Origin of the sequence: Clostridium hydrogeniformans DSM 21757 (genome assembly GCF_000686705.1) — a bacterium.
GTDB lineage: Bacteria > Bacillota > Clostridia > Clostridiales > Clostridiaceae > Clostridium_Z > Clostridium_Z hydrogeniformans.
In genome coordinates this window covers 579500-600505 of sequence record NZ_JMLJ01000003.1, presented here as the reverse complement: position 1 = coordinate 600505, position 21006 = coordinate 579500, and the positions used below count along the sequence as shown (strand labels likewise).

General features: G+C 27.4%; 17 protein-coding genes. 7 read left to right on the top strand and 10 right to left on the bottom strand.

Annotation, left to right across the window (positions count from 1 at the left end):
* Positions 1 to 98 precede the first annotated feature (98 nt).
* From BR69_RS0102510 to BR69_RS21370, 3 genes are read right to left on the bottom strand one after another with little or no spacing between them, the layout of a single operon-like run.
* Complete coding sequence (locus BR69_RS0102510; RefSeq protein ID WP_027631774.1) at positions 99 to 758, bottom strand: hypothetical protein; 660 nt, start codon at positions 756 to 758, stop codon at positions 99 to 101.
* A gap of 10 nt (positions 759 to 768) precedes the next feature.
* Positions 769 to 1476 carry a PspA/IM30 family protein gene (locus BR69_RS0102505; protein ID WP_027631773.1) on the bottom strand — a complete coding sequence of 236 codons (708 nt, stop codon included), beginning with the start codon at positions 1474 to 1476 and terminating at the stop codon, positions 769 to 771.
* Between the two features lie 24 nt (positions 1477 to 1500).
* The gene (locus BR69_RS21370) at positions 1501 to 2130 is read right to left on the bottom strand and encodes a hypothetical protein (RefSeq protein ID WP_084315189.1); all 630 of its coding nucleotides are present in this window, start codon (positions 2128 to 2130) and stop codon (positions 1501 to 1503) included.
* A 498-nt stretch (positions 2131 to 2628) separates the two neighbouring features.
* Here BR69_RS21370 and rpsA point away from each other — a divergent pair, with 498 nt between their 5' ends.
* From rpsA to BR69_RS0102475, 5 genes are all read left to right on the top strand, one after another.
* Positions 2629 to 3786, top strand: a complete 1158-nt coding sequence (gene rpsA / locus BR69_RS0102495; RefSeq protein ID WP_027631771.1) for a 30S ribosomal protein S1 — start codon at positions 2629 to 2631, stop codon at positions 3784 to 3786.
* A gap of 414 nt (positions 3787 to 4200) precedes the next feature.
* Positions 4201 to 5886 (top strand): PAS domain-containing sensor histidine kinase, encoded by a 1686-nt coding sequence (locus BR69_RS21005; RefSeq protein WP_051623456.1) that lies wholly within the window; start codon positions 4201 to 4203, stop codon positions 5884 to 5886.
* Positions 5887 to 6341: 455 nt separating this feature from the next.
* Complete coding sequence (locus tag BR69_RS0102485; RefSeq protein WP_051623455.1) at positions 6342 to 7805, top strand: aminoacyl-histidine dipeptidase; 1464 nt, start codon at positions 6342 to 6344, stop codon at positions 7803 to 7805.
* Positions 7806 to 8229: 424 nt separating this feature from the next.
* The gene (locus tag BR69_RS0102480; protein ID WP_027631769.1) at positions 8230 to 9024 is read left to right on the top strand and encodes a rhomboid family intramembrane serine protease; all 795 of its coding nucleotides are present in this window, start codon (positions 8230 to 8232) and stop codon (positions 9022 to 9024) included.
* Positions 9025 to 9368: 344 nt separating this feature from the next.
* On the top strand, positions 9369 to 11405 hold the full coding sequence (locus BR69_RS0102475) for an MASE3 domain-containing sensor histidine kinase (protein ID WP_027631768.1): 2037 nt from the start codon (positions 9369 to 9371) through the stop codon (positions 11403 to 11405).
* Positions 11406 to 11729: 324 nt separating this feature from the next.
* Here the strand turns inward: BR69_RS0102475 and BR69_RS21000 are convergent, their stop codons facing one another.
* From BR69_RS21000 to BR69_RS0102445, 6 genes are all read right to left on the bottom strand, one after another.
* A complete protein-coding gene (locus tag BR69_RS21000; RefSeq protein WP_027631767.1) occupies positions 11730 to 13163 on the bottom strand; it encodes an ABC transporter permease in 1434 nt (477 codons plus the stop codon).
* Positions 13163 to 13831, bottom strand: a complete 669-nt coding sequence (locus tag BR69_RS0102465) for an ABC transporter ATP-binding protein (RefSeq protein WP_027631766.1) — start codon at positions 13829 to 13831, stop codon at positions 13163 to 13165. Before BR69_RS0102465 ends, BR69_RS21000 begins: the two co-directional genes overlap by 1 nt.
* 194 nt (positions 13832 to 14025) lie before the next feature.
* Positions 14026 to 15438, bottom strand: a complete 1413-nt coding sequence (locus tag BR69_RS19725) for a HAMP domain-containing sensor histidine kinase (RefSeq protein ID WP_051623454.1) — start codon at positions 15436 to 15438, stop codon at positions 14026 to 14028.
* 1 nt (position 15439) lies between these two features.
* Positions 15440 to 16123: a response regulator transcription factor gene (locus tag BR69_RS0102455; protein ID WP_027631765.1), complete on the bottom strand. Its 684-nt coding sequence runs from the start codon at positions 16121 to 16123 to the stop codon at positions 15440 to 15442.
* 311 nt (positions 16124 to 16434) lie between these two features.
* On the bottom strand, positions 16435 to 17364 hold the full coding sequence (locus BR69_RS0102450) for an alpha/beta hydrolase (protein WP_027631764.1): 930 nt from the start codon (positions 17362 to 17364) through the stop codon (positions 16435 to 16437).
* A gap of 203 nt (positions 17365 to 17567) precedes the next feature.
* On the bottom strand, positions 17568 to 18116 hold the full coding sequence (locus BR69_RS0102445; RefSeq protein ID WP_027631763.1) for a nucleotidyltransferase family protein: 549 nt from the start codon (positions 18114 to 18116) through the stop codon (positions 17568 to 17570).
* A 280-nt stretch (positions 18117 to 18396) separates the two neighbouring features.
* Here BR69_RS0102445 and BR69_RS0102440 point away from each other — a divergent pair, with 280 nt between their 5' ends.
* Together BR69_RS0102440 and BR69_RS0102435 are read left to right on the top strand one after the other, a co-directional pair.
* Complete coding sequence (locus BR69_RS0102440) at positions 18397 to 18897, top strand: TspO/MBR family protein (protein WP_027631762.1); 501 nt, start codon at positions 18397 to 18399, stop codon at positions 18895 to 18897.
* Positions 18898 to 19223: 326 nt separating this feature from the next.
* A complete protein-coding gene (locus BR69_RS0102435; protein WP_034849104.1) occupies positions 19224 to 19727 on the top strand; it encodes a GNAT family N-acetyltransferase in 504 nt (167 codons plus the stop codon).
* A gap of 100 nt (positions 19728 to 19827) precedes the next feature.
* Here the strand turns inward: BR69_RS0102435 and BR69_RS0102430 are convergent, their stop codons facing one another.
* Positions 19828 to 20469: a helix-turn-helix domain-containing protein gene (locus tag BR69_RS0102430; RefSeq protein ID WP_027631760.1), complete on the bottom strand. Its 642-nt coding sequence runs from the start codon at positions 20467 to 20469 to the stop codon at positions 19828 to 19830.
* Positions 20470 to 21006 lie beyond the last annotated feature (537 nt).

The window sequence follows — 21006 nt, the reverse complement described above, 5'->3', positions numbered from 1 at the left end:
TTGAGTTCCCTATTTCTTTTTATATACTCACTGAAACAGCGAGAGAATAATTAAATTTTAGGGGCGATGTATAATGCTATTATAGATTTTTATGTGTATTATACATCTACTTTTCCGTATAAAGAAGCTATGGTATCAAATTCTTCTCCATCTGTAATTTCACCATAATCATCTTCAGATATTCCAGGGTAATAATGAAGTATATATTTATCACTGTTATCCATAACATTTTGTATTACTATATACCTTTTTTCATCTACACAGTCTTCCATAGTAGCCATAACCTTATATCTATCTGTACGACCAGTTCTATTATTAGTAAGTTCTATATTAAAGTTTCCATGCTTTGTAACATTATATCTTTCATGGTCACAGTAGGCTATAAATGAACCAGGTCTACAGCCTTCACAAGAGGCAAAATTACATTGAGCAGTGCAGTTTAAACAGGTACATTTACTACAATTCTCTAACTGAATTAAGCTATCCTTATTATCTCTTTTAAAGCTTTCAACTAGGGGAGTAACCTTATCCCCTTTAAACATTGACATAAAGCCAGAGGATTTTTTTGCTTCTGATTCAGCTCCCTCTAAAACATCAATATATTTTTTTATTACAGGAAGTTTTACTGTGTATTTCCTGTTTTCTAAAACATCTTTATCTAGAAAAGGGCTTACATTATCTATAGCATAGCTTACATCTACAAATATTTTGCCATAATGGCTTTTTTCACTATTTATGAACTCTAAAGCTTTAGACATTACATATCACCTATTTATTTTCTTTATATTTTTCAAGCTCACTATCTAGCTGAGAAGCTGGTTTTTCACCGCCATTTTTATATTTTTCAAGTTCTGATTCTAAATCAAGATTATTTAATGCCTCAAATTCTTTCTCTAGGCTGTTATCTTCCCTAAGATCAGCAAGACCTTCAGCGGTAGATTCTTTTCTTTGAATCTTTCTTTCTATATCATCTATATTTATCTTATTAGATGAGGTCTGCACGTTAGCAAGAATTTCATTAACTTTCTTTGATGCTTCAGCGTTGTTATATCTAGCAGCAGCTTCATCTCTATAGGATCTAGTCTTTTCTATTTCTTCTTCAAGAGATCTTAGGTTTTTCTTTATGATTTCAGCCTTTTCTTTAGCCTCACCATGACTCTTATTTAAGCTTTCATAAGTTTTATCTGCCTCAAGCTTCTTAGCAAGAGCTTTTTTAGCTAAGTCTTCATTTCCTTTAGATAATGCAAACTTTACCTTTGAATCAAAGTCTTCTGATTCTTTCTTAGCAGCAGCCATTTTCTTCTCTATTTCATGAACATTACCAAGAATTTGTGCTGATGAAAGTTTCGCTTTACTTAAGCTATCTTCCATATCTCTTATCTTTTGATCAAGTAGTTCTATTGGATTCTCCATTTCATCTAAACTAGTGTTTACCTTTGCTCTAAACATATTTGATATTCTATTAAATACTCCCATTTTAAAATCCTCCTTAAATTTTGGCTATTTATATTTTCTATCTATAAATTTTTTTATAAGTTTTATTATTATAATGATTATTATTAATGTAATAATGAACCCGAAGATTCCACCTAAGAAGCTAGAAGATCCACGAGATGATCTAGGTCCTCCAAAGAGTCCTCCACCTCCACCAAAAGGAATTGGTATTGGTATAAAAGAGCGTTTCTCTTTCTTTTCGCTACTGGATGAGGATGAACCACTGGATCCGTTATTTTCAGTAGGCTTTGAGAAGCTACCTGACTTTGTTCCACCAGAAGATGAATCTCCTCCAGAAGGTTTATTAAAAGACCCTGATTTAAAACCACCACTGGATGATTTACTACTTGAATTATTAGTAGAAGACTTACTGCTGGATGATCCAGAAGAAGATTTACTACTAGATGAATTACTAAAAGATCCCGATTTAAAACCACTACTAGATGATTTACTTGAAGAAGATTTACTAGAGGAGCTGGATTTTGAGCTTCCAGAACTTTTAGCTCCTTTTGCCATAGCTACTTCAGTATTATTAATGTTTAGCGGAAAAAATTCTAAATCAATATAACTAGTTAAAGTAAAGATAAAGACTAAGAATAAGCTAAATAAAAAGCGCTTTTTATTTTTTATTATCATCACCCCCTAAAATATTAAATTAAAAATCAAATTAATATTACAGATAAGTTATCCATGAATTAATTATATGGTATATAACACCATTTATCAAAGTCTAAAATAAGCTGAATTAGCCTAAAAAGCATTATATTATTATAAATACCTCAATAGATAGTTTAATATCTCTCATTTACTAGATATATTAAACTTTTTAAACGGTATTAGATAACCTTTAATCCTGTATCTTGTTTTTACAACAATATAGACTAATAGTTCTAATATATACTTGTATTTATTTCTTAGCTTTCATTTATAGCTTTATTACCTTACTATAGAAGTTAAAGGCATATTTTACTCTAGACAAATAATAATATGTTATATATATAATATATTATTATGTTATATATATAAACATAAAAAGAGGTTATTTAAGAAAAACTTAAAGAACTAAGGAATTAAGTTGAAATTACTTAAGAGTCTTTTGTAAAATGAAAGTATAAAGTATTAAGGAGTGATATTATGACTAATGAAATGTCTATGGAAGAGCTTTTAAAAGATTATGATTTAAAAACTCTAAGGGAAGGAGAAATAATAAAGGGAAAGATTTTAAGTGTTACTTCAAATGAAGTAATAGTAAATATAAATTACATGAAAGATGGAATAATTCCAAAGAATGAGTATGTATATAATGAAGAGGAAGACCTTCAAAATATAGCTAAGGTGGATGATTCCATAGAAGTTATGATACTTAAACTAAATGATGGAGAAGGAAATTTAATACTCTCTAAGAAAAGAGTAGATGTTATAAATTCTTGGAAGGACTTAGGAAAGAACTTTAAAAGTAAGGAAACTTTAAAGGTAACTCCAAAGGAGGAAGTAAAGGGTGGCCTTATATTTTACATAGATAATATAAGGGTGTTCATACCTGCTTCTCAATGTTTTAATGAAAGAGGTAAGGATATTAAAACTCTTATAGGAAATGAAATAGAAGTTAGGATAATAGAATTTAATGAAAAAGACAAGAAGGTTGTGGCGTCTAGAAGAGTACTTTTAGAGGAAGAAAGAAAAGATAAAATAGAAGAGGTTTGGAAATCTTTAAATAAAGGTGAAAAGGTAAGGGGAAGAGTAAGTCGTCTTGTAAACTTTGGAGCTTTTGTAGATATTGGAGGATTAGAAGGACTTGTACACTTAAATGACTTAAGTTGGAAGAGGGTTGTAAAGCCTGAACAAGTGGTTAATCTAGGTGATGAGGTAGAAGTTTATATATTAGATTTTGATAAAGAAAAGAATAGAATATCTTTAGCTTTAAAGGATATATTAAATGATCCTTGGAATACTGCACAAGAAGATTTAAAAGTTAATGATGTAGTTGAGGGAACTATAGTTAAATTCATATCTGTTGGTGCTATTGTAGAGGTAAAGGATGGAATAGAAGGATTAGTTCACTTATCTGAAATAAGTGAAGAAAGAGTAGTTAAGCCTTCAGATGTTTTATCATTAAACCAAAAGGTAAATGTAAAGATATTAGACATAAATAAAGAAAATAAGAGGGTATCTTTAAGTATAAAGGATGCTATAGAAAGACCTAAGGAAGATTACTCAGAGTTCTTAGATAAAGAAGATGGAGTAGCACTTGGAGATATTTTTGGAGATAAATTAAAAAATCTATTTAAATAGACTTATGGGGATTTAATATAACTTTTTAACGTATACATGTGATTTATTCATTAATAAATCAGACTTTTAAGGTATGTATAAGTTAAGAACTCAAATAATAATCCTATAATATAGGGTTTTAAGTTTTAAAGTTAATTTATCCATCTGGCTAAAGCAAGACAAGTCAATGATATTTTTAATGGATAAGTTAAGAACTAAGATTAAAAGACTTTACTTGAAAATTAAGTAAAGTCTTTTGATTTTTTTAATTTATTTATAGATATATTTAATAAATTATTTATATCTATAGGAATAATCTATGGAAGTCTAGTAAAATCCATCTTAAATTGCTTTTATTTCCTAAAAAAAATGGTAAAATATATTTGTTAGACAATAAACGACATAGAGATGTGTTGTGAATAAAGGAGGGTGTCTATGGGGGCTTTAGAGATACCTGTTTTAATTTCTATTTGGAGTTCAGTTTTAATGTATTTAGTATTTATATACATAAATATGATAAAGAAGGATAAGTTCCTGGAATGGGGTAAAAAAATAATAATTTTTAGGATACTTGCTCATTTTATAACCATAGCTATTGTTTATGGATGGATAGAGGAAAACTCTACTTTTGTTTTCTTTAGAGGGGCTTTTAATATAGTTAGCTATAATATTCTTATATACTTAATTAATGAATTTTTTTATAAGGCTTTTCCAACATGGAAAAAAAATATCTTTTATATAATGTATATTTTGGCTTTTATGGCTTTAATAGTTCAAAGCAAGACACAGTGTTTAATAGATATAACTGTATTTATTATGGGAGTATTATTTTTATATGAAGGGCTTAGGTTAAGGAGAAGAAAAATAAGTTCTAATATAATTAAGAATTTTATAATAACACTTATTTTTGGAGGATTCTATTTTATAATATTTTCAATATTTGCATTGAATAAGAAATATTTACCCGTGCTTTATATATTAAGTATATCTTGTCAGGTTAAGTTTTTTATAGAGCTTGGGCTTTTAAGCTTAGAAAAAATGTACATAGATATTTTAGATTTAGAACAATCAGTTAAGCACAAGGAGTCTAGACTTCAGGATATAATATCAAGTCAGAGAGATATTATTTTTGAAGTAGATAGGTATGGAAAGTTTACCTTTGTTAGTGAAGCAGCAATTGAGATTTTAGGGTATAAGTCAGAAGATATGAGAGGAGAGCATATTGAAAACTTTATAGATATAGATTTTCAAAAGTATTTTTTTGCTGGAGATGAAAGATATTTTGATGTTGAGGTTATAGGAAAGTCTTGTAATAATGATAACATTAATCTTAGAATGAGTTTTAAAAATAAAATTGGGTATTATAATAGTTTTAATGGTGCAATAGGATCTATTAAGGATATAACTGAAAAGAATAGAATGGAAAAGGTAATTGAGGATGAAAAATATAAAATAGAGTTTTTCACAAATGTGTCTCATGATATTAAGACTCCATTAAATGTAATAAATAGCTCTATTCAAATGTTAGAGCAGAAAAACATCAAGGAGAGTAAGAGAGAAGAATATATAGGAATCATAAAAAATAATACTTTTAGACTTATTAAGCTTTTAAATAATCTTATAGATTTATCTAAAATAGAAAGTGGATACTATGATTTAAATAAACAACAAGGAAATATAGTTTATACTGTAGAAAATATTTGTGATTCTCTGATTCCATATATAAAGTCTAAAAATATAGATTTTATATTTGATACAGAGGAAGAAGAAATTATTACGATTTTTGATGAGGATGTTATAGAGAGGGTAATGCTAAACCTAATCTCTAATGCAGTTAAGTTTACAAATAATAACGGAAAGATAAAAGTTTATATAAAAAAGAAGAAAGAAAATGTGATAATAAGTGTAAAGGATAATGGTATTGGTATATCAGAAAGTAAGTTGGATACAATATTTGATAGATATGTTAAGGCTCATAACACTTGTGGACATTATGGAAATGGTGTAGGGTTATCTATAGTTAAATCCTTTGTAGAACTTCATAATGGAAGTATAAAGGTTAGTAGTAAAGAGAATAAAGGAACAAAATTTATTATAACTTTACCCATAATCCTAAGTTAGAATTATGGGTAAAGTTATTTTCTAATTATAATACTATAGGACTTATTTATCCTTGAATTCTTTAAATTCAGTTTTAAGGTGAAGAAATAAAGTTTTTAATTTTTAAATATAAAATTCTAAACCTATATTTATAGAATATCTATTTAATAGTTATATTTTATGTAATAAAAGTTAATTTATAAAATATTATATAGAGTGAAGGTCATATTTTATATTTTATAAATTTAATTATAATATCTTAAGAAAATGTTTACATAAATTTGATGCAAGTGATATAATTAGTTAGAGTTAAGAATAAAATAACACTATAAATGATGAAACACATATTAATATGTGTTATATTATTTGTTTAATTCTATATACTAATTGGGGTTTTTCTGTTATAATAAACTTGATTTAGAAGATAAACAGAATTTGATTATATATTATCATTTATTATTTAAGGAGTGAGAGGTATGGAAAATAGAATATTAGATAAAGTGAGTAGCCTTGAAGTTTTTAAGTATTTTGAGGATATCTCAAGAATCCCAAGGGGATCAGGAAATGAAAAAGAAATAAGTGATTATATGGTGAGCTTTGCTAAGGATTTAGGGCTTTTTGTTATCCAGGACGAGGCTTTAAACGTAATCATAAGAAAAGATGGAACTAAAGGATATGAGAATGGTCCAAGAGTCATATTACAAGGACACGTGGATATGGTGTGTGAAAAGAATATGGGGACAGACCATGATTTTCTAAAAGATCCTATAAAGCTTAGAGTTGATGGAGATTATATATATGCTACGGATACAACTTTAGGGGCAGATAATGGTATTGCAGTTGCTTATGCTATGGCAATTCTTGCTTCTAATGAAATTGAGCATCCACCTCTTGAAGTATTATTCACAACAGAAGAAGAAACTGGTATGGGTGGAGCTATAGGATTAAAAAGTGAGGATATAGAAGGTAAAGTTTTAATAAACATAGACTCAGAAGAAGAAGGAAAGCTTTTAGTAAGCTGTGCAGGAGGACTTAGAACCCATGTTAAGCTTCCTATAGAGCACATAGATTCACCTTTAAATGAAGGTACTGATTGCATTATAAAGGTTAGAGGATTAAAGGGCGGACACTCTGGAATGGATATAAACAAAGAAAGAGGAAATGCTAATAAGATAATGGGAAGATTCCTAAATAAATTAAATAGACGTATGGATGTTTATTTATTATCCTTAAATGGTGGAGCTAAAGATAATGCTATACCAAGAGAATGTGATGCAACTATTAAAATATATAGCAGTTCTCTGGAGTTATTAAAAGAGAGAGTTGCAATGTTTAATGAAATAATAAAGAATGAGCTGAACACATCAGACAATGGAGTGTACTTAGAAGTGGAAGTTTTAGATAAGGTAAGTGGTAAGTGTTTATCTAAGACATCTACAGAAAAGGTTATAAAGCTTCTTTATTTAATGCCAAATGGAATAGAAACTATGAGTATGGATATAAAAGATCTTGTTCAAAGTTCAACTAATGTGGGAGTCGTTAGAACTTTTGAAGATTATATAGAAATTAGTAGTGCAGTTAGAAGTTCTGTAGAGTCTTTAAAAAGAGATATAGTAGATAAAACAAAGGCTTTAGTAAGTCTTTTAGGAGCTACTGTTGAAGAAGTATCTGATTATCCAGAATGGCAATATGATAAGGACTCACAAATAAGAGATGTATTCATAAAGGTATATGAAGATATGCATGGAAAGAAACCAGAAATAGCGGCACTTCATGCAGGTCTTGAGTGTGGATTATTTAAGAAGAAGTTAGAAGATGTAGATATGATATCCTTTGGACCTAATCTTTATGATGTTCATACACCAAATGAGCATATGAGTATAGGATCAGTGGAAAGATGCTTTGAATATTTAGTTAATGTATTAAAAGAAATAAAGTAAGCTTCTTAATAGAGGATTACAATGTGTATATTATTCTTTTAATGACTTTAATATAAAGTTCTAAAGAGGATTAAAATTTAGATTAAGTATTAGAAGTAGTAGCTATTTCATAGTTATAGGAATAGTCAGATGAGATAAAAGGAAGGACGTATAATAGTTCTTCCTTTTATATTTATAAATAAATTAAGTTTTGCAATTAAGATTTAAATATAGGGTATTAAGTTTTAAACTTAATTTATACATCTACCCAAAGAAAGATAAATCAAGTATATTTTTAATGAATAAGTTAAGTGCTTATGTAAAAATTCTATATTATAATGGTTAAATTTATGTAAGAGAAAATATAGGTTTTATATGATTAATTTACAATAAGTAAAATTTTACTTATAATATACATAATAGACTCTTTGGAAGGAGGGAAATTATGAATTTATTAGATAAGCTTGAAAAAAAGTTTGGTAAGTTAGCTATAAAAAATCTTATGAGTTATATTATAGCTGCTAATGCCGTAATATATTTTCTAGTAGTATTTATGAATAGACAGGATATATTGAATTTACTATATTTAGATTGGAACTTAGTTATGAAAGGACAGGTTTGGAGATTAATTACCTTTGTGTTTATACCCAAATTCACAAGCCCGTTTTTTTATATAATTTCTCTTTATTTTTACTACTTAGCAGGTAATGGATTAGAGCAGTATTGGGGTTCTTTTAAATTTAACTTATTTTATTTTTGTGGAATTGTAGGCATAATGATATCTACATATTTAACTAATGGGGTGGGAGATTCTACATTTTTAAATTTATCTCTATTTTTAGCCTTTGCTAAAGTATATCCAGATTATAGTATACTGTTATTCTTTGTCCTTCCTATTAAGGTTAAATATATAGCTATATTTAATTGGGTGGTCATAGGATATAATTTTATATTTTTAACTAATCAGTATAGGGTATTAATAGTCTTCTGTCTTCTAAACTATTTTATATTCTTTGGACGTGGAATTATATATGGAATGAAGAATAAAAAGAGAAGATATGAATATAAGGCTAAGACTATTGAGGTGAATTTTAAGAATCATGTTCATAAATGTGAGATTTGTGGAATAACAGAAAAAGAAGATGAGTATATGGAATTCAGGTATTGTTCAAAATGTGAGGGATTACATGAGTATTGTATGAACCATATAAACAATCATGAACATAAAAATGAGGAATAGATAGTAGATTAATAGAAATATATTAATGATGTTTGAGAAAAAAGCTATGAGATTTATTGTTATAAATAAATTTCATAGCTTTTTTCTTAACACTAGAGTGTTTATGGAAAAATATTAATTTCATATTATTATATATTAAATTAGAAATATAGATAGTAAGTATAAATTTAATATACTTTATTGTAATAAATTAAAATCAGGTTAAATTAAATTTAAGTTAAAATTAATTTTATAGAAGAAAAAGCATTTGGGTTAAATTACCACTATTTTACTCATAGAAATTTAGGGTAAAATAATGAAATGTTTTACAATTTGTAATAAAATAAGGAAGGGGGAGATTAAGTATGGAAAATTTTACTGAAAGATTTAAGAATAGCTTAACTTTAAAGTTAATACTTACTATTTCAACAATACTTGTATTTTTATATAGTAATCTTATTAATCCTAAAGATATACATATAATTTTAGAGGGATTCACTTTAGTTGTAGGTGTAAGTGCTTTAATTATATGTATTAATACATATAAAATATCAAGTAATGAATTTTTTACATTTTTAGGATTTGGATATGGATGTGTTGTTATCTTTGAATTTTTCCACCTAATAACATTTAATGAAAATTCAATTATATTTACAATAGATGGAGATATAGCCTTAAGTTTTTGGTGTTCTGCCAGATATTTAGAAGCACTAACATTTATTTATGCTTTTAAGTTTATAGGAAGAAAAATTAATTGTAACAAGATTTTTGTAATATATTATGGAATTATTCTAGTAGACATATATTTGACTTTCAAAGGCATGTCTTTTTATTATATTTCAAAGAAAATCTTAAAAAATAATGTGTTTCAAGTCAATCAGTTAATTATATTTATATTATTTTTAATAGGTTTAATTTATATTATTAAGAATAGTAAGTTTTTTGATAAAAAGGATCTTATAATGATTAACATCTATATGATTACAAATATAATCTCTCAACTAATCCTTGTTTTAGGTAGTAAAAGGTTTGGAATCATAAATGATATACTTAATTTAATATCCACTATGTCTATTTATTATGTGATAATCAATCATTCCCTTACTAATCCTTTTAAAAATATTTTTAAAGGATTAAATGACAAGAATACAATGATGGCTTTAATAAATAAAGAACTTTATAGTAGAAATGAAGAGCTTAAAAAAGCAAAAAAGGACTTAGAAGAGAGTGCTGATAGATATAAGGAACTTTTAGGTTGTCTTCCAAATGCAGTTATAAGAATTAAGAATAATAATATAAATTATGTTAATAAACAAGCTTTAAATCTATTTGAAGCAAGCAGTTATGATGAAATTGTGGGTAAGCATATACATAATATAATTCACGAAGATTTTAAGGATATAGTGGATAAAAGAATGGAGATGTTAAATAAGGGACATGAATATCTTCCAATAGTTGAAGAGAAGATGGTTACCTTAAGAGGAAAGTCTATAGATGTAGAAGTTACATCTATAAAACATATTTATAATAATGAAATTTATATAATAGGGGTACTTAGAGATTTAACTTTTAGGAAGAGGATGGAAGAAACCCAGGGGAAGTTACTTAAAAGTCTTGCAGAGGAAAGAGTTAGACTTGAACTTTTTTCAAATATTTCTCACGAGATTAAAACGCCCATAAATGTTATATATAGTGCTCTTCAGCTTCAAAATATATATACAGATAATGAAGATACAGCTCAAATGAGAAAATACAATGGAGTAGTTAAGGTAAACTGTTTAAGACTTCTTAGGATGGTGGATAATCTTCTTGATAAAACCACCATAGAAACTAGATGTTATAAGCCTATAATAAGAAACTATGATATAGTTCCATTAGTTGAAGATATAGTTATGGAAGTATCTAATTATTTGAAGAAGTATAATATAGAAGTTATTTTTGATACTGAGGTAGAAGAAATAATAGTACCTTGCGATAAACATATGGTTGAGAGAATAATATTGAACTTATTATCTAATGCAGTAAAGTTTAATAAGGACAAGAGTAGGATAAAGGTAAATATTAAGAATAATGAAGATTCAATAAAGATATATGTAAAGGACAAGGGGATAGGTATACCAGTTGATAAGAGAAAAGAGATATTTAAAAATTTTAATAGGGTAGATAAATCTTTAAGAAGGAATGTAGAAGGAAATGGCATGGGACTTTCAATTGTTAAGGGTTTTGTGGAACTCTTAAATGGAAGGATAGAAGTTTCAAGTAATAAAAGCCTAGGAAGTGATTTTATAGTTACATTTTATAAAAATTATTTCTATGAAAGTATAGAAGGTAAAGTAGCTGTTATTGAAGATAGAAATCTTAAGGAAAAGGTAGAAATAGAGTTTTCTGATATATATCTTTAAGGAGTAGTATTAGTAAGTTATTTTATAATTCTAATATACATTTTTTAAGGAAAGATAATAGTTTTAAATTAATAAAAATTACTTTATCTATGGCTTCGATTAGATAAAAATTTTATTGACGAAATGTAATTAAGCTCATATTTATTTTATTAAAGATGAGTATCCTAAGTAGCATAGTTAAAATATATTAAAAGCCCTATGTAAATTAAATTACATAGGGCTTTTGTAAATCATAAGTTTTAATTCATTGAAATGTTAAAGGTACTTCAATAAATAGATTTTTCCCATTCTTTTAATAGGAGTATTTTTAAATTTTAGGATATATTACTCATATCTAAGAGATTCCACAGGATCAAGTTTTGCAGCCTTAGATGCAGGAAGTATTCCAGCTAATATAGATATAAGTACTGCAAAGCCTATGGTTCCAGCTATAAGCCAGATTGGAGTTGAGAACACTTGAGGTACATCAGTTATACCTTTAGAATTTAAATATATTTTAAGTACTACTTTTATTATTCCAACATTTATAGTACTAAAGAGTAATCCAAGAAGTCCACCTAAAAATCCTATAGCACCAGATTCAGTTAAGAATAATAGCTTTATATCAGTTTTAGAGGCACCTAAGGCTTTCATTATTCCTATAGAACGGGTTCTTTCATAGATTGCCATAGTCATTGTATTAATAACTCCAAGGGATGCAACAAAGATAATTATAACTCCAACCACTGAAAGAACACCTTGTATTACAGAGAATGTAGTTTTTATACCACTTATAAAACTTTGAATATTAGAAGTAGCATACCCCATATCCTCTATGGATTTAGACACATCTGTAACATCAGTAATGTTTTTAACATCTACATTTAAGGCTTCTACACCTTTTTCTTCAAAGTACTTATCATTTGCATTTAAGTAGTTTAAAAAGTCAGCAGCTACATCTAAAGAAACAATAATTTTATCCTTAAGAGGGAATTTTTCATCTATAACTCCAACTATAGTTACAGTTTTGTTTAGAGGATTAGCTTTAGGGGTATTATTATTTGTAACTACTTTAACAGAGTTCATAGGGATTTCAGAGTTATTATTAGGGCTCACAGGTTGAGCTGTAGCACCTAACTTAAGTTCCTTACCTATGGCATCCTTAGGATTTTCAACTCCTAGCTTTTTAAGATATTCAGCACCTATTATAGCTGAGTTTTTATCTTCTTTATTAAAGGCTCTACCTTCTTTTATTAACTTTAAAGAAGAATCCTTTTCTTTTAATTGTATGGATTCTATTTCTCCCTTAGTTAAAATTGAATATCTTGTATCTATACCTGTTAGAGTTGGATTTTTTCTAGTTTTGTCTCCAAGAGATATTGTATTTATTTTTACACTAGATTTTAATGAAATATCACTAACCTCATTCATTTTAGTAATCTTATCTACATTTTCATCACTTATTTTAGTAAATTTAGTCTTTGAAAGAGAAAATACACCATCCATTGCAGGGGCATCATCATCATCATCATTCTTAGCTTTTTTTTCTACTTCTTCTTTAGAGGAAGTATCTACCTTATTAGGGGATACAGATATTAGAGTTGCAGAAGTGCTCTCTTTTATAGTATTTATAATAAGATCACGAACTCCGACTCCAAGGCTTACCATAAGTATAATAAGCATAGTACCTATAGACACTGCAAAGGAAGTTAAAAAAGTTCTCATCTTCCTTCTTCTAAGATTTCCAAAAGCTGTTTTTATATAATCAATAAATCTCATTATACTTCCTCCTCTATAGCACCATCTTGAATTTCAATGACCCTATCTGCATAGGAGGCTTCCTCTGGATTATGGGTTACCATAACTATAGTATACCCTTGGCTTTTAAATCCCTGAAGTATGTCCATTATATTTTTACCACTTTTAGAATCTAGATTCCCAGTAGGCTCATCTGCAAGAATTATTTTAGGATTAGTAACTAGTGCTCTTGCAATACTAACTCTTTGGCGCTGTCCACCAGATAACTCAGTTGGTTTGTGTTTTCCTCTATCTGAAAGTTCCACAAGGGATAAGGAGTTTATCGCACGTTCTTTTCTTTCTTTTTCTGATGTACCAGAAAACATAAGAGGTAGCATAACATTTTCAAGGGCTGTAAGAGTAGGTTCTAAATTAAATGATTGAAATACAAATCCTATTTTATTATTTCTAAACCTAGACATTTGTTTATCATTATATTTACTAATATTCTCCCCATCTATAAAAACCTCTCCCTTTGTAGGGGTATCTAGTCCACCTATTATATTCATAAGAGTAGATTTACCTGAACCAGAAGGGCCAACTATGGCTACAAATTCACCCTTCTTTATGTTGACAGAAACATCATCAAGAACCTTAAGTTTTTCAGTTCCCATCTTATAAACTTTAAAAACATTTTTAATATCTATCATAATTCTTCCTCCTAAAAAATTGAACATAATATAAAGCCTTGAGAAAATTAACTCAAGACTTTATACATAACTCTTTAAATAAGTCCGTAGATGTTAATATATAAATATTAACATACTTAACTTAACTCATTCTTATAATATACTTAAAATAATCTTAAAAATATAAAAATTAGAAATAGATGGTTAAATTAAACCTATATAATTGAAAAATATATGGTGAATTCAGAACCTTTGTTAGTATCACAATTAAGTCCTATGGTTCCATTATGCTTTTCTATTATATCCTTAGTAATGGTAAGACCGAGACCGCTTCCTCCACTTTTAGAATTTCTAGATGAATCAACTCTTGTAAATGGTTGAAATATATCTTCTTTAAGTTCCTTTGGTATTCCTATACCATTATCTTTTATTTTAACTAAGAATTTATTTTCAGACTTATATGCTCTAATTAGTAAAGAGGTTCCAGGAGGGTTGTATTTTAATGAGTTTGATATTATATTACGAAAAGCTCTCATAAGGTGCTTTTCATCCACTTGTAAGTAAACGGACTCCTCAGGAATATCAAAATCATAAGTAAATCCTTTCTCCTCAAGTTCAGGTATATATTCCGCTATAATTTCTCTTAAAAACTCACACATATCTACTTTATTAAAAGTTAGCTTAAAATCATTGCTTTGAAGCTTTGAGAAATCAAATAAGTCTTGTATAAGACCATTAGCTCTTATACTATTGTTATTTATTATTAGAAGATACCTATCTATTTCTTCACTGCTTAAGTCATTTTGTTTAAGCAAAAGATCAGAATAACCAAGAATGCTAGAGAGAGGATTCTTTAAATCATGAGATATATCAAGGATGAGCCTTCTTCTCATCTCTTCAGATTTTATATTTAATCTTTCTTGTTCTTCAATTTTCTCTGCCATAGTGTTAAATGCATCCCTAAGCTCTCCAAATTCATTATTAGATTTTAAATAAATTCTAGTGGAATAATCTCCGTTAGATACCCTTTTTACACCCTCCATAAGAGCCTTTAAAGGTTTAATAAAAGCTCTAGAAGAAGTTTTAGAATAGATTATAAAAGATATTAAAAATACCAGTAAAGAAAGTGTAAGAGAGAAAATAACAAAGCTACGAGGCTTCATTCTTCTTTTAGGTTTTATTATAGGGCTTTGTTGATCCTTAGGTATACCTATAACTAGTAAGAAGTTTTTATCCTCATTATACTCAGTTTTATAAATATATTTAGAATCAAAACCATCATAATAATTACTTGAAAATACAATACTAAAGTCTTTAGTACTGTAGTTAGTTTTATCATTAGGCCTACTTCCTTTAGAATAAATAACATCACCTTTATCGTTTACTATATCCATGTAGCCACCTTTTTCAACAAGCTTAGATATGTCTATCTGTGTGTAATCATCCTTCATATAGGTAGAGGCATTGTCAACTAAATACTCATCATCCATATAAAGATAAGCTGCAATTATTATCAAAATAAAGGCCGTTATCATAAGGATAAATGTAGTTATTAAATAAGATAGAATATAGTTTCTAAATAGGAGATTTGATAACTTGCTTTTTTTATTTCTATTAAAGATAGACATATTAAGCCTTCTCCAATTTATATCCAATGCCTCTTATAGTTTTTAAGTATTTAGGGCTTCTTGGATTTTCTTCAATTTTATCTCTTAAGTGACTTATATGAACCATTATGGTATTATCATCTCCATAGTATGTATCCTGCCAAACAGTTTCATAAAGCTGTTTTTTAGTATATACCTTACCAGGGTTATCCATAAGGAGTTCTATTATCCTATATTCTTTTGCATTTAACTCAAGTGAATTATGATTTTTATAAACACTACAGCTATCTTTGTGTAATACTAAATCCCCTACAGTTATTTCAGAAGAGGTTTTAGCATTGCTATATTTATAATATCTCCTTAGTTGAGCTTGGACTCTAGCCATTAATTCTATTGGAGAAAATGGTTTTACTACATAATCATCAGCCCCAAGGCCAAGACCTAAGATTTTATCCCTATCCTCACCTCGAGCAGTAACAAATATTACTGGGATTTCAGAAACTTCTCTAATATGTTTTAATATTTGAAACCCATCCATATAAGGCATCATTACATCTAATATGGCAAGGTCAATATTATTATTCTGAAATAAATCTAAGGCTTCGGCACCATTAGATGCACTGAGAACATTGAAGCCTTCTTTTGAAAGATGAAGCTTAACTAAATCTCTTAAATCTTGTTCATCTTCTGCTATTAAAATATTCATGAAATAATCAGCCCCTTATTTATAAAATCAATTAAAATTATCATATCTTATTATATTATCACATAAAAACTTAATTAATATATATGATTAAAGAAACTTTTTTTATTTAGAGTAATTTATCTTTAAATGAGAAATTAATACATAGTGTAGCTTTAGTAATAAAATATAGGGATATTTAAAACATATTATTTCCATTAAAATTATAAAAATGAAGTTATTAAGTATTAAAAACCCAAAAATAAAAAAGAAATAACTAACAACACATAAATATGCATTATTAGTCATTTCTTTTTTACTTATAAGTAAGATTCTTAGTTTAAAGATTTAATCCAACATAAGATATCATTTATAACTTCAGTTTTATTTATTTCATTTAACATTTCATGTCTACCATCTTTATATAATTTGTAGTTTACATTTTTTATTTTAAGGTCCTTATACATATTGTATAAATTAATTATTCCTTTTCCCTCATAACCAACAGGATCTTTATCACCAGCAAATATAAATATAGGTAAATCCTTAGGTATGGTTTCTAAGGTTTCTTTTTTATGAATATCCTTAAGACCTCTCATAAAGTCATAGAAATAAGAAGAGGTAAAGGTTACTCCGCAATAAGGGTTAGCTAAATATTTATCAACTTCATGTTCATTCCTTGATAACCAATCAAAATTAGTACGAACAGGATCAAATTTTTTATTAAAACTGCCAAAGGATAATTTATCTATCATAGAGCTTCTATGAGTTCTTCCTTTAATTTTCATCTCTATATAGGAAAGAACTATACCAAAGTTAACAATTGAACTTTGTTTTCCATTAGTTCCGGATAAAATAACTCCATGAAGCTCATTTCCGTACATACTTATATACTTTTGGGATATAAAAGATCCCATGCTATGACCAAATAAAATTATAGGTAAATTAGGATGATTTGTCTTTATATATTCATTTACCTCTCTTAAGTTTTTAACCATAGCCTTAAAGTTATCATCATCATGCATATATCCTATATCATCTAAGGTTTCAGCAGTTTCACCATGACCTCTATGATCATGTCCATATACAATATAGCCGTTTTCTGCAAGGATTTTAGCAAATTCATCATATCTAAATATGTTTTCTGACATACCGTGAGAAAGCTGAATAATTCCTTTAGAATCTGTATGTTCTTTTTCCCATCTATAACAATTTAAGCTTACGCCTTCACTATCTGTAAATTTAAAGTTTTCGGTTTTAACCATAATGTCCTCCTCATGATATCTCTTATTTCATAATATTAACTTAAGTTAATTATAAAATTCATATGGATATAAAGCAAGAAAATTTATACTCGTTAGTATAAGTGTTGTAAGCTACAATATTTAATAATAGAAGAATTAATAAATAAAAGAACATAAGAAAACATCTATAAAAATATAATTATAGATGTTTTTTATTCTTTTAGTTAAGATAAAAGTTTAATTATATTATTCTTAATTTCTAAAGGTATGGAAGAAGTCAAAGCTTTTTCAAAGATATCTTTATTTTTAATACCATATCTTAAAAGTCCGTTTTCTACAATAGCCACCTTTTTTTCTCTATTATCCATTAAGCTATATAATATATACCAATCCTCTAAACTGGTTAAAGGGATTTTACAGTTATCAATGACTTTAAAATCTCTTATAGATGATTTATTAAACTTATATTCATAAGAAACTTTATCATAATTTATTATAAAACCTGACATTAAGTCTATATCGATTCCATGAACCATGTACTCATAGAAGTATTTAGTAGAATACTCCTTAATCCTAGGTCTTTCTATTTTATCCCCTAAGGATCTTAGTATAGAGTCAGCTTTTTCAGCATCTTTTAAATCTACAATTATATCAATATCATTGGGATTTTCAACTAAATTATAATGGTTTAACATCATAGAGGCTCCTAATGCCCAGATAATATTTTCCTCATTTAATTTTTCTCCAATAAGTTTTAGTGTTTTAAATAACATGAATAATCCCTCCAAAGCACAAGAAATTATAGAACTATAGATTTAATTTTATCATAAAAGAAACTTAGTTAATATGAACTTCTCTGCAATATATATTATTTATAGTTAAAGTATGTGGTTAAACTAGTTATGACTTTATAGATATTATTTTTAAAAGAATAATGGAGATGTAGTATAGGTATTATCATTAAAGATTTCAGTATAAAGGTTTTTATAAAAGCATAGTATTAATATGAATAAACTTAAAATCAATATTGCCTAGGAAATGAGGAGGATGGAAATGAAAAATATTTTTAAGGTAGATGGAAAATTTAATTTAGGAAGTCTTATAATAAGTATATTAATAGCAGAGGCTGTAGGTATTATTGCAGCATTTTTTACAAGAACAATGATACCTAAGTATATGGAACTAAGTAAGCCGTGGTTTTCTCCACCCCCATATGTATTTACAATAGTTTGGCCTATTTTATATCTTCTTATGGGAATAGCAGCATACAGAATATATCTTAAATATAAGGAAGGAGAAGGAGATAGGAGAGCATTAACTTTTTATGGAGTTCAGCTTTTACTTAATTTACTTTGGCCATTTCTTTTCTTTACATTTAGGCTATATGGACTTTCTTTTATTGAAATTATAGTATTACTTATTTTCATAATATTAACTACAATAGCATTCTTTAAAAAGGATAAGATAGCAGGTTTTTTAATGATACCATATATTTTGTGGGTATCCTTTGCTTCAGTAATAAACTTCTTTATATGGATGTTAAATGAGATGTAATATGATAAAAAAGGTACATATATTGCTATATATGTACCTTAATTAGAGAATATATAGATTTATTTCATATATTTAATAGAGCATAAATGTACCTTAATTAAAGCATATATATACTTGTCCCATATCTTTAAAAGAATATATAATTATATACATTGAGAGTATTATTTCAATAATAACTCATGAATGAAGGAATGTTTAAATTTTAGGAGAGATAGTAATATATTATAAGTGAAAAAAGCTTATATAAAATTATAGATAATAAATAAGACATACCTAAAATATAAGGTAATATTCTAAAAGATATGTTAAAGAAATGAGGATATAGTATGATTAAATCTATGGGGATAACAAAGGAAAATTGGGAACAATGTATAATGTTAAATCCAAATAAAATGGGTAAAGTTAATGTGGTTAATAAATTTGTTGATTCTGTAGCTTATTCTTTGGTTTGGGGTTTTATGGAAGGTCTCACGGCTAGAGCTATATATGATGATGAAATTCTTGTAGGATTCACAATGTATGGATTTTGTGAAGAAGTTTCAGATTATAAGATATATAGCGTATTAATAGATAAAAACCATCAAGGAAAAGGATATGGAAGAAGGGTTTTGGAACATTTAATAAATGATATTAAAAAAATTCCTGGTTGTAATGATATTTACTTAACCTTTAACCCAGAAAATCTAAGAGCAAAAGGGTTATATGAATCCCTAGGGTTTAAAAATACAGGAAAGAAATTTAGGCTTCCAGAGTTAGTTAGGAAAGATATATATGGAGAAGAGTATGATGATAAAAATGATGAATATCTATACTCATTAAATATTAGGTAGAGATATTATGATAGAATAAAAAGTCCAGAAACAAATGTTTCTGGACTTTAGCTCGTAATAGTTTAAAATTATTCATGTTATTTAAATATAAATTTTAAGATTAATTTGAATTTGTTAACTTAGAATTATTATTACTTTTTTGTTGCTTTTTTAGAATAATATAACTAAAAATCAAAGCAATCATATATAAAACAATAAAAATTCCAATGGCATAAATACTTGTAGGATAAGGAGAAATCACTTGTCTACATAATAAGGAACTTACAATAGAAGTTGGCATAAATAGTCCAATAGCTAAATTAGCGAAGCTTATTCCAAATGGTATTTTTGATTGAGAATATATCTTTCCAATAAAATAACCTGTAACACCAACAACTTGTATAATCATTCCACCAAAAATAGTTTCAGCAGATTGTTCTACATACCAACCACCAAATGAGCAAAATAAACCTATTGCTAAAAATGCAACAGAAGATATTAATAAAATTTGTGCAGTGAAAGGATTTTTGTTATTTTGAAGTGGAGTTTTATTTATACTACTATTTTGTTCATCTTTCAAAAGGTAATCTGTTGTTACATTAAAAACGTTACTTATTTGTACAATTTTTTCTAGCTCAGGGTTTGATTCTCCGAGCTCCCATTTTGAAACAGATTGTCTTGATACATTAATTTGTGTGGCAAGCTGTTCTTGTGACATAGATTTAGATTTTCTTAATAATTGTAGTTTTTCTCCAAGTGTCATAAAGACCACCTCCTGTTTTCTTGTTTTTAGTTTAGCATTTTCATCAGTTGCATTCTACCAATAGTATATTGAACTTTCGCAACTGACAGTTGCAGGTCTTATTTAAAGCTATTTTCGGATAATTATTATGCAAAAAATCTATTTGTATGACTACTCCATAAATTTTTATTTTTATATACTAAAGGTGCAGTATTAGGAAAAATAGATGAATATGCTTATTATAAAGATATTGAAGATAGAGATGAGGTTCAACTTATATGGTATTTAGATTTATAAAATTATATTAAATATAATATACAACATTTTTAAAGTATAAATTAAGGGAAGTCTCTGAAAAGAGGCTTCCCTTAATATTAGTTATATTATCAACATTATTCTAAAACATAGTCTAATTTTTTTTATTTCTTCTATATATAGCATTTTTATTATATTAACTATAATGAATTTCTTAAGCTTATTATGTTGCTACGGTACAGAAAAGTTAAGTTTTGCAAGGATAATTACTAGATATCATAGAATAATCTTTTATTAAGGAAG

Excerpts from the sequence above, each read along its gene's own strand:
- BR69_RS19725 (WP_051623454.1), bottom strand. The coding sequence starts at position 15,438 with ATGTCTATCTTTAATAGAAATAAAAAAAGCAAGTTATCAAATCTCCTA.
- BR69_RS0102450 (WP_027631764.1), bottom strand. The coding sequence starts at position 17,364 with ATGGTTAAAACCGAAAACTTTAAATTTACAGATAGTGAAGGCGTAAGC.
- BR69_RS0102455 (WP_027631765.1), bottom strand. The coding sequence starts at position 16,123 with ATGAATATTTTAATAGCAGAAGATGAACAAGATTTAAGAGATTTAGTT.
- rpsA (WP_027631771.1), top strand. The coding sequence starts at position 2,629 with ATGACTAATGAAATGTCTATGGAAGAGCTTTTAAAAGATTATGATTTA.
- BR69_RS0102435 (WP_034849104.1), top strand. The coding sequence starts at position 19,224 with ATGATTAAATCTATGGGGATAACAAAGGAAAATTGGGAACAATGTATA.
- BR69_RS0102505 (WP_027631773.1), bottom strand. The coding sequence starts at position 1,476 with ATGGGAGTATTTAATAGAATATCAAATATGTTTAGAGCAAAGGTAAAC.
- BR69_RS0102445 (WP_027631763.1), bottom strand. The coding sequence starts at position 18,116 with ATGTTATTTAAAACACTAAAACTTATTGGAGAAAAATTAAATGAGGAA.
- BR69_RS0102465 (WP_027631766.1), bottom strand. The coding sequence starts at position 13,831 with ATGATAGATATTAAAAATGTTTTTAAAGTTTATAAGATGGGAACTGAA.
- BR69_RS21005 (WP_051623456.1), top strand. The coding sequence starts at position 4,201 with ATGGGGGCTTTAGAGATACCTGTTTTAATTTCTATTTGGAGTTCAGTT.
- BR69_RS0102430 (WP_027631760.1), bottom strand. The coding sequence starts at position 20,469 with ATGACACTTGGAGAAAAACTACAATTATTAAGAAAATCTAAATCTATG.
- BR69_RS0102480 (WP_027631769.1), top strand. The coding sequence starts at position 8,230 with ATGAATTTATTAGATAAGCTTGAAAAAAAGTTTGGTAAGTTAGCTATA.
- BR69_RS0102475 (WP_027631768.1), top strand. The coding sequence starts at position 9,369 with ATGGAAAATTTTACTGAAAGATTTAAGAATAGCTTAACTTTAAAGTTA.
- BR69_RS0102510 (WP_027631774.1), bottom strand. The coding sequence starts at position 758 with ATGTCTAAAGCTTTAGAGTTCATAAATAGTGAAAAAAGCCATTATGGC.
- BR69_RS21370 (WP_084315189.1), bottom strand. The coding sequence starts at position 2,130 with ATGATAATAAAAAATAAAAAGCGCTTTTTATTTAGCTTATTCTTAGTC.
- BR69_RS0102440 (WP_027631762.1), top strand. The coding sequence starts at position 18,397 with ATGAAAAATATTTTTAAGGTAGATGGAAAATTTAATTTAGGAAGTCTT.
- BR69_RS21000 (WP_027631767.1), bottom strand. The coding sequence starts at position 13,163 with ATGAGATTTATTGATTATATAAAAACAGCTTTTGGAAATCTTAGAAGA.
- BR69_RS0102485 (WP_051623455.1), top strand. The coding sequence starts at position 6,342 with ATGGAAAATAGAATATTAGATAAAGTGAGTAGCCTTGAAGTTTTTAAG.